Origin of the sequence: Alistipes putredinis DSM 17216 (assembly GCF_000154465.1) — a bacterium.
Lineage (GTDB): Bacteria > Bacteroidota > Bacteroidia > Bacteroidales > Rikenellaceae > Alistipes > Alistipes putredinis.
This window is the reverse complement of sequence record NZ_DS499577.1, coordinates 631953-648646: the sequence shown is the minus strand read 5'-3', so window position 1 is coordinate 648646 and position 16694 is coordinate 631953. Positions and strand designations below refer to the sequence as shown.

The following is a 16694-nucleotide window of genomic DNA, read 5'->3' as shown; positions in this document are numbered from 1 at the left end:
CAACGGACCGGAGGCCGGTCGGTGCGGCGGGAGGGAAGGATGGTGAAAAGTCGGCGCGAAAATGCGACGGAAGGCGGGACGCCCTTGCCCGGTCGGTTTTGTCGTATATATCCAAACCGACAAAAGATTTTTCGCTCGATTTCACATTGCAAAAGTTTGAATATTCAAAAATAATTGCACGATTTTTGTTTTTTTAATAAAAACATCTCTGAATTTGTCATTTTATTCGCTTTAACCCTAATTTGATATGAAAAACATGAAGTATTTGTCGCTACTGGCAATTTTAGGGTTGCTTGTCGGCTGTACCAGTGACTTGACCACAGAGGAAGTCCCCCAACCTCCGTCCGTCCCCGAGCAGAAAATCTCGCACGTCGTCCCCGTCGAACAAGCCCTTGAGGATTTGCAAGGCCTTCTCGAGGCGATCGACGCTCCGGCGGAAGACGGCGCTGTCACCCGCAGCGGCGGCATACGGCGTGTGAAAAACGTGACGACGGTTTCTCCCGAAGCGTTAAGTCCCGGCGGTACCCGCAGCGAAGCCACGGCCGACGTGGAGGATCTGCTCTACATCGTCAATTTCGAGAACGAGGCGGGCTATGCCATTCTGGGGGCCGACGACCGGTTGGAGCCGGTCTATGCGGTCGTCGATGAAGGAAGCCTCACGACCGAAGAGTTCCGGTATGCCGTAACGGTTACTCCCGAACAGGCCGAAGCGGACGGTGAGTTGGTATTCCCCCTGCAAATGGTTGCACAGGCCGCGATCGGAGGTGTCGATACCGGCGGTGGCGGAAACGGCATCGTCGGAGGCCCTATTACCGATATAGAACATTGGTGGCCGGAAGGACAACAACCTGTCGGTATTGACTATGAACCTTGGGAAACCAAAGAACAATCAGGCATTCTCCTCAAAACCCGATGGAACCAAACCAAACCATATAATTATTTATGCCCAATTGAAAATGGCAAAAACTGTTTTGCCGGATGTGTCCCGGTAGCAGTTGCACAAATTTTAGTTTTCAACGCTTTAAATTATAATAAAAAATTTTATCAAATAGGAGATCAGCTTTTGAATGAAGCCATGTGGCTTAATATCGAAGAAGCGGTAACACATCCCCAGTTAGTGAAACCTGTTGTAAGTGGGGAATCCATGAATGCCCAAACATGGGCTGTAGCCTATTTCATCAATAAAATGGGAGAGGCAGTTGGTGTGAAATACCACAGTGACGACGGAGGTTCTCCCGCCCCAACGAAAAACGTAGTGAAGTTACTCCAATATTTGGGTGACATAGGATTAGGCTATTCAAATATAGCTTTATCGCCTATAACTACCGACAAAGTTCGGGATATGATTTTCGTGAAAAAACTTCCATTTTATTATTCCGGGAAGAGCAGTACTAATAGTCACGCATGGGTATTGGACGGTTGGTTGCTCCGTGAAAGACGCGTGATAACCAGATATGCTTTTTTGCCTACTCAATACCACACAGAGTCGAAAGAATTTGTGCATGCCAATTTCGGCTGGGGAGGACAAAAAGACGGATACTATACATTCAATGCGTTCTATACAGACAGGGGACCTGTCAGCCCGCAGTCAATAGAAGACAGAGATTACGATCATGATTTTTCGGCCGTCACTTATAATTTGAGCAAATGAAAAAGTTATTGATTTATATTTTTTTGAGTAGTCTGGTTGGTTGCAACGAACCGGAGGAGTGGATTGGAAATGGATCCGGCTATTCGAAATATCTCGTTCAAAATTATGTGGACGGGAGCTATGTTTTATACGGCATGCTGGCTGAAAAACCATCGACGCTCTATTCCATGTCCGGATTTCAGGTACTTCTGGAGGATCCGGTGTACTATCAGACACCGGAACAGGAGGGGGCGCAGCATACCGACGATTTTCTTCGAATCGCAGAGCGCAATCACGATACGGAATACAACAATCTGAAGTCGCTTCCATGGTCGGATTTGACCGCATTCGCAGACAATTTCACCGGCATAAAAGTTACCAGCGACAAAGATTGGAGCGCCAAATACCCGGCAGGATCGCCGTTGAACGATAAAATGGGAGTTCGGTATGTAAGCTATGCCGAATACATAGAGAACGATTATCATTCTTATTCCGATCTTGGGAAAGAAATTCTATTTCTATACAACAAACCGTTGTCGGCTTTGCAACCCGACGATCTGCGGGTGGTCGAATACACTCTTTCCTCCTTGTCGATTTACTCGTTTATACTTTATTTTACGTCGGTTCCCGACAATCCGGGCGAAGTGCATACTTTTACGGTGGAGTTCACCACTTCGGATGGCACGGTCAAGACCGCCTCGATAACCTGCACGCCGGAGGTCGATCCTGCGTTGCAATAGCCGGCAGCACAAATTCGGGTAATTGTAAAATAGCCGATCCGCAGTGGATCGGCTATTTGTCTTGTCATATCCGTACTTTATTTCTCCCCGGTTTCGGGAACGACTTTCTGAAAAGGTAAAAAACACCCCGACCGACGAAAATGAAGCCGAAGTCGAAGCGGACTGTCTTTATAACCACTTCTTGAATCGGAAGAACCAGATCGTAAGCCCCGAACAGAGCAACATCAAGCCGATGGCAAACAGGTAGCCGTATTTCCAGTGCAGCTCGGGCATGATCGAAAAGTTCATGCCATAAATACTTGCGATCAACGTCGCGGGCATGAAAACCACAGCAGCCACCGAGAAGATCTTTACGATCTCGTTCTGCTCGATATTGATAAGACCCAGTGCCGCATCCTGGATATAGTCCAGACGCTGAAAACTGAAATCGGCATGGTTGATGAGCGAATTCACGTCCTTGATCATCAACTGCAAACGCGGGTAGATATCGTTCGGGAACCGTTCGCTGCGCAGAATGCCCGACAGCACGCGCTGGCGGTCGAAGATGTTCTCCCGCAGCAACATCGTACTCTCCTGCAAGGTATTGATGCGACGCAGCACCTCCTTGTCGATTGAATCCTCGCCATTGATATTGCGGCTCAACGACGACACCTGACGGGCGATCAGCTCGACCATGTCGGCATCGTAGTCGATCCGCACTTCGAGCAACGTGATAAAAATATGATAGCCCGTTGGATAGTTGCGGTAGTTGATCTGGAGCCGCTTCTCCGTCTCCTGAAACGTCCGCGACTCGGCCTGGCGCACCGAAACCAGCACACCTTCGTTCGAAATGATGAACGACACGGGTTCGATGACGAAACTCTCGCCCGTCGGCACGAAAAAGTTGGCGTTCGAAATGATCGCATTCTCGGTTTCGGAATATTTCGAGGTCGATTCGATCTCTTCGACCTGCTGCTTGGTCTGGAGGTTGATCTCCATGAAATTCTCGACCGCTTTCTGCTCCTTGATCGTGGGTTGCAGCATATCGATCCACAAGATATCGTCGTAACCCAACTCCTCGAAGAGCCCGGTATCGGCGTTTCGGATGATCTTGTTGTATTGCTTGAGGTAAATCGTAATCATAAAGCACCCTGTATTAATCCGGTTCCCCGGGTTGCTTTCTGCGTGAACTGGTCAAGACAGGGGGCCGCCCGGCGGCATGAGCCCTGCCTACTCCCTTCAGCCGGGATTTACACGGGGCGACACCTTGAGTCCCGAATCCCAGAACTTCTGAAGGGCCCGGCGCTTTTGATTATCGAAGATATAGTCGATATTACGCGTCAAATATTCATAGGCATCGTACGGCTTTTTGTCGAATCCCGCTTCGAGGATCGCTTCGTAGGTATGTTCCAAACCGAACGTGAGGGCATGCTGCAACGATTCGATGACTTCGTAGGGCGTTCCCTTGCGAGCCACCCAGACAGCAAAGGCGAAGGGCAGTTTGGTCGCGGCCTGCCATTCGGCAGCCAAATCGTATTTATAGCGGAACTTCTCCTCGTGATCGAACACCTTGTCCCCGATCAACAGGAAAGCGTCCCCCTCCTGCGCATGACGAAGCTGTTCGTAGTCATCCAGAGAGTACCATTCGGGAGCGATTTTCCAACGATGGGCGGCCAGATAACCGACCAGTTGCACGGAGGTCTGGGAGTGGGGATCGAGAAAGACGCGCCGAACCTCGGAAACCGGGCCGTCGCTCAACAGCACGACGGTTCGCACGGGGCCGACGGCTCCGATGCAATATTCGGTAATCACATCCGTCGATTTGAGCGAGGGAACGGCGGCAGCCGGAAGCAGCGCCAGATCGGCACGCCCTTCGACGTAGTTTTTCGTACACTCGGAAGGAGGGGACAACAACAGATCGGCACGAAAGTTACCTTCGTGGCGGATACCGTAGATGAATGGTATCGTATTGAGATACGACACTGCCGCTATGCTTGGAACCGACACCATCATCCATATCGTTGAATTTTTCGTTGAACTTCGCTCTTCGCCGCCGTGGAAGATACGGATATTTTCCACTTTTCGGCCGGAAGACTCCGGCTTCACGAAGATATTACGGAGCAAAAGTAGCTATTATATTTCAAATATCCAATTTTCAAGGCCAAATTAGACCGCTGCGACCGTCACCGCAACAGATTGAACCCCAGTCCGAACAAATTATCCACCGACTTTATTTGCCGCAGATCGAAATTATTCCGGGTCGAATCTCTTGACAAGGGGTATTCGGATTGTTTATATTTGTCCCGACAAATCCGCTTTTCAACAGACGGCCTCAGGATATTTCCGACCTTTTCAACAATCGCAACAATTCTGTTGTCAGGAAATTATCCAGACTTTTCAATATCTGTAAACATTTTATCAAAACTTTTTCAACATGAACCGCACCTATCTCACCCGTGCGATCCGGGAGCTCGCAGGCGTGTATGGCTACACGATCCACACCGATACCGACGACCGCACCCCGCGCGAGATCGTCCTGCTGCCCGCAGCCTGGCTTCCACCCATCCGGCTCAAGGAGGTCGAAGGCCGTCTGCACGGACGTGCGACCTACAGCGTCGAACTGCGGCTGCTGCACCCCGGGGCAAAGCTCTCGTCCGAACGGCGCAACGAGGTATGGAGCCAAACGGAACTGCAACTCTTCGATCTCTTCACCCAGTTAAGCACCGACCCGAAGGTCATAGCCGTCGAAAACCTCACCGTCCAACCCGGATCGGGAGCCTACACCCCGCACGGAGAAATCTCCCAAACGGCCAAAGCCGACGTCATCATCTGTTTTTAGGCACCCGGACACCCCGCACAGCAGCCATCGGCCTTTCCGATGCCGCCTCCGCATCTTTCGAAAAAAACGAAGGGCACGACTCCGCCCACAGCCCCGACACCGGCGACCGCACGGTATCTCGGACCGCACACAATCATCCACTTCCAAACCCGTTTTCACATGACATTCACCTCTCTGCCGGAGATGTTTTCCTCCGTATTCGGCCCGCTCGCCTACACGTTCTCCAACGCGGCGGAAACGGAACTGTTTCTGGAAATACTCAGCACCAGGGACGGCTCCAGGATCGGCTCCAAACGGTTTTACAACACCCCGACCGGCACCCTGAACATCGCCCCGATGGTCCGGAAAAACATTCGCTTCGTCCCCTCGTCCGGCATGACCGGATTCTGCAATTCGGAAAGCCGGAGCGCTTCGGTGCAACTGGCCGTCGGAACGACCTACTCCGAAGTCCGGACCTTCGTCGCGGCACACGACTCCGTGAAACCGTCCCGGATTCTGACGACGATGCCTTCGCACCGCATCATCGCCTACGGCGAAAGCGACGAAATCACCTGCTGCATCCCGGGCCAGCACACCGTAACGGTCACGAGCGACATTACGGCAGAAGCTCTTACGTACAATGCGATCGGAGGGGAGGAGCTGACCCTCTTCCGGCTCAACACCCGAAGTTTTCTGCCCTCGGTCGGCACGATCACCGTCCGGATCGCCACCGCCGGGCAGACCGTAGCGGAAATCGGCTACACGGTCGTTCCGAAATGCGACGAAGGATGCCGTATCGCCTGGCGAAGCCGTGCAGGTTCGATCGAACACTACACTTTTCCGGTGGTGAAAAGCGTCGTCCAGAAAATCCGCAAGGAACAGGTACTCACCGACGACGCGGGCTACGAAGATATCAGTATCCGCGACGAACGGACGACGACCCTCGCCTCGGCCTTCGAACCCGCCGCCGTTATCGAAGCGCTGGCCGAAATCGCCGCATCGCCCCAAGTCTGGAAGATCGACGGCGACAAATACGAAGAGGTGGACATCCTGACCCGGGAGCAGACGATCGGCCGGCACGGCTCCCTGGGCTGTATCGAAATCAGCCTGCGTCCCCGACAAGAAACCCGCTGCCTATGAAACTCACTATCGACCAAATTCCCTGCGACCTCGACCCGTCGCAGCGCATCGCCCTCGACTACGATGCCCAGGATCTCGCCGACGTGCGAAGCGGAAACAAAGGGCACGCCCTCCGACTGCGGCTGCCGGCAACCCGGACCAACGACCGCATTTTCGGATTCGCCGCCGAGCCTTACACGGGCCAGCGCTTCAATGCCGCGCAGCACACGGCCGTTTTGAGCGACGGAGAGGCCAAACTGCTGCAAGGCTCCGTCCGGCTGCTCTCGGCAGCGTACGACTCCGACCCGGAGGGGTATCTGATAGAGATCCGCAGCGGCACCTCCGAATGGGCCCGGCAAGCCGCTGCGGAGATGTTCAACACCCTCGGCATCTCCTTCTCGGGACGGCTCACGCCCACGATGATCCGCCAGACCTGGACCAACAACACCCCGGTCAAATTCTTCCCGGTATGCCGCGACGAATACACCCCCGAACTGTCGTCGGTCGAACTGATTCCCGTAGAACGATTCCTCTCCGTGGACGACTACCACCCGTTCATTTCGGCTGCAACCGTCGTGCAGACACTCTTTTCCGAAGCGGGCTACACCCTTGAAAGCGATTTTCTGAACGGCGAATTTTTCCGCTCGCTCTACCTGAGCGGCGCCTATTCCTCGCGCGACACGAACGCCCTGCGGAACCACATGGATTTCCTGGCCCGGCGTACGACGACGGCGGCGACGACGGCGAACAGCGACGGCCGTGTGTACGCCAACCCCTACAAGTCGATCAACTCGGTAGGCAATTTCGTCGAAACGGTCAATCCGAACGACCAAAACGATCTGGGAGAAACCCTCACCGATGTCTTTTCGAACAACCACTGCTTCACCGTCGAAGACGGGGAGATCGTCTTCAGGCCCATGACCTCGGTGACGGTAGCCTTCGAATACCACATCCGCTACATCACCGACCACCGCATCCTCGACCGCAACCGCCTCAAAGGAATCGACTCCTTCTACCTGGGCGACGGCACCGAGGTACAGGGCGCCCTCGCAAACCGCTACGCCGACCGCAGAAACTCGACCAAACCCGCCTTCCAGTACCGTGCCATCGTGTTCAACCACACCGAAGGAAACTCCTACCGCCTCACCTGCACCGTCAACGGCACGGCCGGGCACGCAATCGGAGAGTTCGATTCGCGGTCGGCTCTGGTCACGACCCCTTCCGGCTCGACCGTCACGGCCCCGGTACTGCTCTGCAAAGCCGCCGGAAGCACGACCTACACGACCTACACCGGAGATTGGGCACTCTACGACGGCTACATCGGAGAAACCGGACAGACCGAAGTGGAAATGACCGTCCGTACCAACCCGGTAACTGTCACGCCGACCTCGCCCAAAACCTTCTCGACCATCTATTTCTACGGTGCGGAACCGGGGATGAAATTCTCCCTGAGCCGCCAATGCACCCTGCGCCCCGACTTCACCGGCGCACCCGGTCTGAACACCCCGATCTCTTTCGAGGACGTCGCCCGGCACCGCGTCCGCAAATGGGTCGTACTCGACGCCCTGCGGCACCTGTTCAATCTGCGCTTTTACACCGACGAGGAAACCCGCACGGTTTACGTCGAACCGGCCGACGACTTCTACCGCCTCGGCCAGACCTTCGACTGGAGCTCCCGGATCGACCGCTCGCAGCCGATCCTGCTGGGCGATGCGGCACAGGATGCGGAACGTGTCCGCATCTACAAGTACCGGGAGGCGGACGGTGCGGTGACCCGGCTGAACGCGACCCTGGAAGAGCCCTTCGGCCAGTGGCGTCTGGTCAATGACTCGGCGGCGGCGATCGACCGGGAAAGAAACCTCGCCAACCCCTTCTTCTCGCCGACGGTCAGCGAAACGGAATGTTATGCGGATGCACCTTCGGCCCTCGTCCTGCGGGTCGGCGACCGCGACGCCCCGGACACCACCGACCGGAACAGTTTCACGCCCCGCATCGTCCGCTACTGCGGCATGCAGCCCCTGCCCGCCGGCGAGCGCTGGGGCTATCCTTCCACCGGAGACAGCTACCCCCTGGCCGCATTCCACCGTAACGATCCCGACAACGGGTTCACGCTCTGCTTCGAAGACCGGGACGGACAACAGGGACTGCACCGCTTCTACGACACCCAGGCCGAACAGGAGAAACTCTGCCAGCACCTCACGCTCCACCTGCGGCTCGAACCGTGCGACATCGAACGGCTCTTTCAGATACAGCGCCTCGCCCCCTGCATCGCCTCGACGTTCCTGTTCCGCATCGGCGGCGAAGAGATCCGCTGCACGCTCCGCCGCATCGAGGGTTACGACCCCTCGGCCGCCTCGACCCGCTGCACCTTCACCCGTCTGCCCAACGGATAGCCCTTCGACCGTCCTTCATCCGCGCGGACCGCAGCCGTACGACTCCCCGCACTCTCACGGGATGCACTCCTCGAAAATCCGCCCAACCCTCCTGCCGGAGCGGGGACGCCGCGAAACCGCAACGATCCCGCCCACAGCCAACCCCATTCCGAACGCCGGCGAGCGAGCCGGCAAAAAACAACTTTCCATGCAATCCGACATTCAAATCACCAACCGCAACGACACCTGCTTCGTGGACATCGAAGGGGTGATCGGCGTCCCCGAGGAGTGGCAGTTCGACCAACCCTCGTCGCGCGTAGCCACCTACGAAAAATTCCGGGACAGCCTCGACCGGCTGCGCGAAATCGACGCCCCGGAAATCGTCGTCAATATCCGCTCGACGGGCGGCGACGTAAACGACGCCCTGCTGATCTACGAGGCCCTCTCGTCGCTCGACGGACACATCGTCACCCGCTGCTACGGCTATACGGCTTCGGCGGCCACAGTCATCGCACAGGCCGCATCGGAGGGATGCCGCGAAATATCGGCCCACGCCCTCTACCTGATCCACAATTCGATCTGCACCGCCGAAGGCAATGCCGAAGAGCTTGCGACCCGCATCGACCTGCTCCGCAAAACCGACGCACGCCTGGCGGAGGTCTATGCCGCCCGTTCTGGCCGCACTCCGGAGGAGTTCACCCTCCTGATGGCCGAAAACAACGGCTCCGGCCGCTGGCTCTCTCCGCAGGAGGCACTCGCCGCCGGACTCGTCGATCGGATCATCGAACCCGCCGCTACGGAAAAAACGCCTGCGGCACAGGCGACGCCGGCCGGACAATGGCGCAAGCTGCTCGGCAAGCTGGGACTCGTCCGTCCGGCAGACGCCCTTCCCCCCGACCGCAACATCCTCCATTTCGGCGACCCGGAAAAAGGGTCCGGCCCCCGCACTTCGGAACTCGCCCTGCACGAAGGCCAGCAATTCGCGGCTCCGACCCGCACGCTCCCCCGCGAAGATCCGTCGATCGGAGAAACGACTCCCTCGGCCAACCAGCGAGCCTATGCCGAAGATGCAAAGCAACTGATCCGGTAAAACCCGCCCGCTGAGGATCCGGCGCCCCGCCTTCGGACACCCTCCGCAAAACTGCTACACCCGAACCGATTCCATTCGTTCGAACAACCCATTCAATCACCAAAAATCAAATTATCTTATGAGCGCACTCGAAAATGCCAAAACCTACACCGGCAAAAACCTCGAAACGATCTTTTTCCGCCCGATGCTGAGCGGTCCTTCGGCCATCGACCTGGGCGTCCGCGTCCTTTACAACATGCCCGTACCGACGACGGTGCAGATGTGGGAGCCCAAAACCGACATCCTGCAAAAATTCACCGCAGCAGGCTGGAGCGGCGGCGCCGGCTCGAAAAAACTCCAGAAAACCATCCCTCTCAACCGCGTGAAAGCCGAACTGGGCTACTCGGCCGCAGACTACTTCTCGCTGGTCTATGAGCTGATTACCAACCGTCCCGAGGTCAATATGGAGGATCTCACGGGCACCGAACTCGAAGAGGCCGAAACCACGCTCTTCAAACAGGCCATCGCCGAAAGCATCCGCTCGACGATGTGGGTGGGCGACACGTCGGCCGAAAGCGGCGCGAACACCTTCGACGGCTTTCTCAAAACCATCGCCACCTACTCGAACAACAACAAGGTCTATACCTACAATTACGAAACGGACGCCATGAACACACCGGCCAACTCGGTCGCCATGTTCGACGATCTCTGGAAAAATGCGGACGAACGCCTGAAAGACCTTAAAGCCGAGGGGCAACTGGCCTTCTTCGTTTCGTCGGACGTTTACAGCGCCTACGAGAAGCACCTCGACAGCATGAGCACGGACGGTGCCTACACCGACTATATCAACGGCCGTCAAAACCTGCTGTATCACGGCATTCCCGTCGTGGATCTGCGCATCTCGTCCTACCTGGCCAAACTGAGTTCTTCGTCGCCCGTACCCAAGTCGTTCTGCATCCTGACCGACCGCCGCAACCTGGTGCTGGCCGTCAATACGGCCGACTTCCCCGGCAACGAAATCCGCATGTGGTACAACCCCGACGAAATGGAGAACCGCCAGCGCGCCGTCTTCATGGCCGGCTGCGACGTGCTCGACGAAGGACTGGTCGCATTCGCATCGCGCATCTGACCATGTCCGGAACCACTCCCTACGCCCGGCCCCTAAAGCCTGCGGGAGGCATCGAAGCCGTCTGGCTGATCCCGGCCTCCGACATCGTATCGGCCACCTACGGCGACGGCTGCTGCACAGGGCTGACGCTGCGAGCGGGGGCATCGGCCGATCAATGGCTGATCCTGGAACAGTCCTCGTCGTTCCGGGAAGAGAACCTGAATCCGGACGGACCTCCGCGCTTCCGCCATACGCTCACGCTGGTCGCCGATCCCGAAGAAATCCGGGACCGCCTCGGCGAACGACAGCTCGCACGGCTCGCGACCGAAGGCACGGTCGCCCGCATCGAAACCGCATCGGGCGTCTTCCTGCTGGCGGGAAGGTCGGAAAAATTCGGAGCCGAGCAACCCCTGCGGCTCACGGAGATCCGGTACGAATCCCAAACGAAATTCGCCGCACGTCCCGTCCTCGTCCTGACGCTGGCCGGCGAGGATACGGCCCCGGCACCGCCCATCCGGGAACAATAACCGACAGAGGCTGTCCGGCAACCCGTCCGGCAGCCTCTGTTTTTCAAACCAATACCCATGAACACGAAACAGAAACTCAAGAAAACGGCGCTGATGAAGGCCGTCCGCCGCGACGACCCCTACCTCACGCTCGGCGCCGCACGGGTCGAAAGCGACAAATTCTGGCGCTGGGGCGACGACAACCTCTTCCCCACAGCCCTGGCCCTTATGTCGCGCCGCTCGACCACGCACCGCCGCATCATCAACGACAAGGCCGACTACATCTCCGGCAAAGGCTTCACGTTCGATCCGGAAGTCCCCCTGCTGGGCGCCTTCGTCGCGCAAGTCAATGGATCGGGCGAATCCCTGCGGCAGGTATGCAGCAAGCTGTCCTTCGACAAGTCGCTCTTCGGCAACGCCTTCCTGGAAGTCGTCACCGACGAAAAGCACTCGTTCCTGGCCCTCTACCATCAGGACGCCTCGCGCTGCCGCGTAGCCAAAGACTCACGGCACATCCTGCTCCACCACGACTGGTCCCGTTTCTCGGCTGCGGACGCCCGCACGCTGCCCCTCTACCCGCTTTTCGAACGGCAGGACGACGGCACGCTCCGCGCGATCGTCCACTACAAGGACTACGAACCGATGTTCGAGCACTACGGCGTACCGCCCTACATCGCCGGGTTCGGCGTGTCGGCCATCGCCTACAAGACCGACCGCTGGAATATCTCGCGGCTCGACAACTCGTTCCAACTCTCGGGCGTGATGATGCTCGACAGCACGATGGACGACGAGGCGCAGGCCGAACGGATCATGCGCACGGCCGAGGAGAAATTCGCCGGCAACCCCGGGCAGGTGATGTTCGTACTGCGCGAAGGGGCTGCAGAGGACCACTCGCGCTTCATCCCCATCGCCTCGCAGAACGAAGGCGACTGGCGGTCGCTGCACGAACAGGCCACTTCGGACATCGTGGTCGCCCATTCGTGGTTCCGGACCCTGAGCGGACTGGACTACGCCTCGGGCTTCAGCGCCGAACGCATCCTGCACGAATACGAAATCGCCCTCAACACGGTCATCCTGGGCGAACAGGCCGAGCTGCTGGAGCCGATCCGCGAAATCATCGGACGCATCCTCGGCGCCGACCCCTCGTCGCTCGAAATCGTCAATCGTCCGCCGACCCGCTCCAAACCCCTTTATATGAAAGTCTGGGAGGCCCGCAAAGCCGACGGCCTGGACTACGACCCCGAAGACGAACGCCAGCAACATTTCCTGGCCGAAATCACCAAGTATAACCTCCGAAGCATCGACTGACCATGACCACCCTCGTAACCCCGCGCGAGGTCATCGACCTCGCTTTCGCCGACGGCGGCTACCTGCCGCCCGAAGCGATCGGCACCGTCGATATCGCGGCGGCGGAAGCCCGCTATCTCCTCCCCGTGACCGGCCCGGCACTCTGGCAGAAACTCGCCGAAGGAGAGTACCCGACCCTGCGCGAAGAGTTCGCAGCGCCGGCTGCCGCCTGCGCCGTGCGCGTCGCCATGCAACCCGCGCTCGATCTGCACGGCGGAGCGGGCGGCACGACCGTCACCAAATCCTCCGCCTGCCAGCCGGCCGGACAACAGCAGCTCGCCGCATCGCACCGGGCCTTGCGGAACCGGCTCTCGGCGCTGTTGCACGCCCTCTCGGATCACCTCGACGCACACCCGTCCGATTACCCGGAATACGCTCCCGAAAAGAACGTCCTGCACCGGGTGCTGATCGCGGGCGGCCTCGTCCTGAAGCCATAGCGAACCCGACTCCGGCAGCGGCCCGCCGTTCTCCGCCGCCACGGACGGCGACGCCCGCAGAATCCGGAATCCCCGCAAAGCAGGGTGCCGTTTTTTGTTTTCCGGGAATAAATGCTTATCTTTGGCCCCGCAAGCGTTTAGGGGGTCCGCCCGTCGAGAGGCGGACTGAGTAGCGCCCAAGGTAACACATACAAAAAACAAATTACAATGAAAACAATCCAAGTAAAGGCCGTCAAGCGTGAAAACTACGGCAAGAAAGCAGCAAAGGCGGTACGCCGCGAAGGTCAGATTCCGGCCGTTCTCTACGGCGGCGGCGAAACGGTTTCGTTCTCGGTGGATCCCCGGGAGATCAAACCCCTGATCTACACGCCCAACTCCTACATCGTAGATCTGGAGATCGACGGCAAAACCGAAAAAGCCGTACTCCGCGACGTGCAGTTCCACCCCATCCGCGAGGAGATTCTCCACATGGACTTTTATCGCGTACAGCCGGGCAAACCCGTAGCCATTTCGATCCCCGTACGTCTGACCGGTAATGCGGAAGGCGTGAAGATCGGCGGTAAGCTCGTTCTCTCGGCCCGCAAGCTGACCGTGAGCGCACAGCTCGACAAGCTGCCCGACGAACTGGTTATCGACGTAACTCCGCTGGGCGTAGGCAAGACGATCTTCGTGGGCGACCTGAACTTCGACGGAGTGAAATTCCTCACCCCGGCAACGACGGCCGTATGCGCCGTGCGCGTAACCCGTGCTTCGCGCGGTGCCGACGCTGCGGCTGCGAAGTAATCTCAACGGATTACCCTTATGAAATACCTGATCGTTGGTCTGGGAAACATCGGCGCCGAATATGCCGATACCCGGCACAACATTGGATTCGACGTGTTGGATGCTTTAGCCGAAGCATCCAACACCTCTTTTACCACCGACCGCTACGGCGCCGTGGCCACGCTTCGCAGCAAAGGGCATACGCTGGTGCTGCTCAAGCCCTCGACCTACATGAACCTTTCGGGCAAGGCCGTCCGCTACTGGCTCGACGCGGAGAAGATTCCTCGTGAGAATCTGCTGGTCGTCGTCGATGACATCGCCCTGCCGTTCGGAACCTTCCGGATGCGCACGAAGGGGAGCGCCGGCGGGCATAACGGACTGAAGAACATCACCGAACTGCTCGGCACGGAGGAGTACAGCCGCATCCGCTTCGGCATCGGCGGCGACTTCCCGCGCGGACACCAGGTGGACTACGTACTGGGGCACTGGAACGACGAAGAGCGCAAGGCGATGCCCGAACGACTCAAATACTTCGGCGACGCGATTCTCTCGTTCGCCGCGATCGGCCCCGAACGGACGATGAATCTCTTCAACAAGAAATGACAAGGCGTACCGAAACAGAAAAACCGCAACGGAGAGGTTGCGGTTTTTTTATTCGACGAACCGGATTTTCGCCGCGAAAAAGATAAATTCAACCCAAGAAAGTCGAATCGCCGGGTTCCCGATACAAGCACCGGCAAACGACATAAAACGACCGAACGAGGTCCTTCCCGACACTCGCCCGCCCCGGACTCGATTCGACCCCGCTACTTTTCCGGCCAGTGGATATGCGTTCCCGCATCGAACGGGGGCAGGGCCGCAGGCTCGAAGTCGGAGTAACCCAGGGCGACGGCGCACAGGATGCCGTGCTCCGCCGGGACGGGAAGGAACTCCCGCAGATAATCTTCCGCCTGCGCTCCGTCGGGCTGATCCTTCAGGCAGGGACGTCCGTTCACATGCACCCAACAGGAGGCCAGCCCCGCATCGGTGGCCGCGAACAACAGGGCCGTCGCCGTGATCGCCGCGTTCTCACGCCAAAGGTCGGTCGCCGTACGATCGCCCTCGACCAGTACGACCGCAGGGGCATGCTCCAGAAATGCCGAACCGTAATCCCGCATCCGGGCGATGCGGGCGATCGTTTCGGGATCGGTGAGCACGCGCAGGTGCGTCGAATGCGAATTGCGCGACGACGGGGCCGCGAGAGCCTCCCGAAGAACGGTATCGAGCACCTCCCGCTCCACCGGGCGGGAAAGATATTTGCGGACGCTGCGCCGGCGCCGGAGTATTTCCTTAAATTCCATATTCTTATGGTTTTTGCAAGTTTTTTAAGAGTAAATAGGAGTATAAAATTCATTTCTTTTGATGACGGCGAACATGCGGGCCACGATTTTAGCACGTAACGCATTGATTACCGACATTTTGTTCTTTCCTTCTTCTACTTTCCGCATATAGTAGGCCTTTAGTTCACCCTCTTTACGATGAGTTACCGATACGGCTGCCATATGTAGCAGTTTCTTTATGTTCTTGTTGGCCCTATGCGAGACCTTGTTTTTGGAGTGCTGGCTGCTCCCGGATGTGTATGAGAACGGAGCGACACCTGCGTGACAGCAGAACTTTCTGGGATTGTCGAAGCGGGAGAACGCTTCTGTTTCGATAATCACATTCAGAGCTACCACTTTACCTACACCGTCTATCGACATTAAAAGTTCCATCTGGCGCGCAAGCACTTCCGTTGAGCCTATGATCTTCTCCATTTCAGCAGTGATCGCATCGATAGCCGCTTGTAGTTCCTGTATTAAGCCTTTCATCCGCTTTGTTTTCTTGCGATAAAGCGCCGCCGGCATAAAATCTTTCTGATCGTACATCTGGCCTTTGTATTTAGCCAGGTCGGTAACGTAAAGCGCACGCTCCCTCTCCAACTGTTTAAGCCTCTCTATCTCCTCGGAGGGACGGTCGTAATACTTAACCTTATCTCCGAACCGTGAAGCGTAAATGGCTATGCGCTTTGCATCCACCTTGTCGTTCTTGCCCCGCTGCATACCGGATGAATATTTGATCTGGGACGGGTTCTCCAACCAAAGTTTGCACTCGACCGACTTGCAAGCACATACCAGAGGGAAAGTATATTGCCCCGTATGTTCGGCACAGATTAAAAACTGTTCGTTATCCATTTCCAAATCGTTCTTCAACTCGCCGATCAGTCTGGCGACAGCCTGCTGGTGGTTGCTTACCTGTTCTTCGCGCAGAACCTTACCCTCGAATAGTACGCAGAAGTCCAGTTTCTTTTTGCTGACGTCAACCCCGATGAAATAAAAATTGTCCATTACTTTTGTTTTTGACCATCAAATTGAGAGAAAGGAACTTGAACCTATCCTAACTACCTTAACAATGAAAGGTTAAATTCTTATTCAGGTCTCGGTTCAAGAAAGACAAAGAGTCCTAATATGGAAATGAATCTTGAATTCTTATCGATACCTGGTTCACTCCCTGCCTCCCTTTCTTTTAGCTAACCTCTTCTCTACAAAATTACCAACTCTATCTCATCTCCTGTTTACTGCGCAAATCTAAGGTATTCGGTACGATTTAATTCCTTACGAAAACAAAAATAGGGATTTTTTCTTAACTTTGGATTTTCAACCGACATTTTCACCGGCAGGCGGGTTCCCGGATTTCGAAGCCACGCCGAACACGGAAAACGACCGGAAAATCCCGTGTTTCCGACAAACGGAAGCGAAACGGCTGCCCGGAGCGTCGGAAAAAACGAAAAA

At 56.8% G+C, this 16694-nt stretch carries 16 protein-coding genes; 12 read left to right on the top strand and 4 right to left on the bottom strand.

What is annotated here, in order from left to right:
• Nucleotides 1-247 precede the first annotated feature (247 nt).
• Nucleotides 248-1651, top strand: a complete 1404-nt coding sequence (locus ALIPUT_RS03065) for a C10 family peptidase (protein ID WP_004328208.1) — start codon at nt 248-250, stop codon at nt 1649-1651.
• A complete protein-coding gene (locus ALIPUT_RS03060; protein WP_004328207.1) occupies nt 1648-2370 on the top strand; it encodes a hypothetical protein in 723 nt (240 codons plus the stop codon). Before ALIPUT_RS03065 ends, ALIPUT_RS03060 begins: the two co-directional genes overlap by 4 nt.
• Nucleotides 2371-2538: 168 nt before the next feature.
• On the opposite strand, the gene corA is transcribed toward ALIPUT_RS03060, so the two are convergent.
• Both corA and ALIPUT_RS03050 read right to left on the bottom strand, forming a co-directional pair.
• Nucleotides 2539-3492 (bottom strand): magnesium/cobalt transporter CorA, encoded by a 954-nt coding sequence (corA, locus tag ALIPUT_RS03055; RefSeq protein WP_004328206.1) that lies wholly within the window; start codon nt 3490-3492, stop codon nt 2539-2541.
• Nucleotides 3493-3588: 96 nt separating this feature from the next.
• Nucleotides 3589-4362: a menaquinone biosynthetic enzyme MqnA/MqnD family protein gene (locus ALIPUT_RS03050; protein WP_004328205.1), complete on the bottom strand. Its 774-nt coding sequence runs from the start codon at nt 4360-4362 to the stop codon at nt 3589-3591.
• Between the two features lie 421 nt (nt 4363-4783).
• Here ALIPUT_RS03050 and ALIPUT_RS03045 point away from each other — a divergent pair, with 421 nt between their 5' ends.
• From ALIPUT_RS03045 to pth, 10 genes are all read left to right on the top strand, one after another.
• A complete protein-coding gene (locus ALIPUT_RS03045) occupies nt 4784-5188 on the top strand; it encodes a hypothetical protein (RefSeq protein WP_004328204.1) in 405 nt (134 codons plus the stop codon).
• 159 nt (nt 5189-5347) lie between these two features.
• On the top strand, nt 5348-6307 hold the full coding sequence (locus ALIPUT_RS03040) for a hypothetical protein (protein ID WP_004328203.1): 960 nt from the start codon (nt 5348-5350) through the stop codon (nt 6305-6307).
• On the top strand, nt 6304-8679 hold the full coding sequence (locus ALIPUT_RS03035) for a hypothetical protein (protein WP_004328202.1): 2376 nt from the start codon (nt 6304-6306) through the stop codon (nt 8677-8679). The genes ALIPUT_RS03040 and ALIPUT_RS03035 overlap by 4 nt, the downstream gene beginning before the upstream one ends.
• Before the next feature lie 187 nt (nt 8680-8866).
• Nucleotides 8867-9748: a Clp protease ClpP gene (locus ALIPUT_RS03030; protein WP_040293390.1), complete on the top strand. Its 882-nt coding sequence runs from the start codon at nt 8867-8869 to the stop codon at nt 9746-9748.
• A gap of 118 nt (nt 9749-9866) precedes the next feature.
• On the top strand, nt 9867-10856 hold the full coding sequence (locus ALIPUT_RS03025) for a hypothetical protein (RefSeq protein ID WP_004328199.1): 990 nt from the start codon (nt 9867-9869) through the stop codon (nt 10854-10856).
• 2 nt (nt 10857-10858) lie between these two features.
• The gene (locus tag ALIPUT_RS03020; RefSeq protein WP_004328198.1) at nt 10859-11362 is read left to right on the top strand and encodes a hypothetical protein; all 504 of its coding nucleotides are present in this window, start codon (nt 10859-10861) and stop codon (nt 11360-11362) included.
• 57 nt (nt 11363-11419) lie between these two features.
• A complete protein-coding gene (locus ALIPUT_RS03015; protein ID WP_004328197.1) occupies nt 11420-12649 on the top strand; it encodes a phage portal protein in 1230 nt (409 codons plus the stop codon).
• Nucleotides 12650-12651: 2 nt separating this feature from the next.
• Nucleotides 12652-13125, top strand: a complete 474-nt coding sequence (locus ALIPUT_RS03010) for a DUF6712 family protein (RefSeq protein WP_004328196.1) — start codon at nt 12652-12654, stop codon at nt 13123-13125.
• Nucleotides 13126-13332: 207 nt separating this feature from the next.
• On the top strand, nt 13333-13908 hold the full coding sequence (locus tag ALIPUT_RS03005; RefSeq protein ID WP_004328195.1) for a 50S ribosomal protein L25/general stress protein Ctc: 576 nt from the start codon (nt 13333-13335) through the stop codon (nt 13906-13908).
• An 18-nt stretch (nt 13909-13926) separates the two neighbouring features.
• Nucleotides 13927-14490, top strand: a complete 564-nt coding sequence (pth, locus tag ALIPUT_RS03000) for an aminoacyl-tRNA hydrolase (protein ID WP_004328194.1) — start codon at nt 13927-13929, stop codon at nt 14488-14490.
• 203 nt (nt 14491-14693) lie between these two features.
• On the opposite strand, the gene ALIPUT_RS02995 is transcribed toward pth, so the two are convergent.
• Nucleotides 14694-15227: a nitroreductase family protein gene (locus tag ALIPUT_RS02995; RefSeq protein WP_004328192.1), complete on the bottom strand. Its 534-nt coding sequence runs from the start codon at nt 15225-15227 to the stop codon at nt 14694-14696.
• Between the two features lie 24 nt (nt 15228-15251).
• Nucleotides 15252-16250: an IS110 family RNA-guided transposase gene (locus tag ALIPUT_RS02990; protein ID WP_004328062.1), complete on the bottom strand. Its 999-nt coding sequence runs from the start codon at nt 16248-16250 to the stop codon at nt 15252-15254.
• Nucleotides 16251-16694 lie beyond the last annotated feature (444 nt).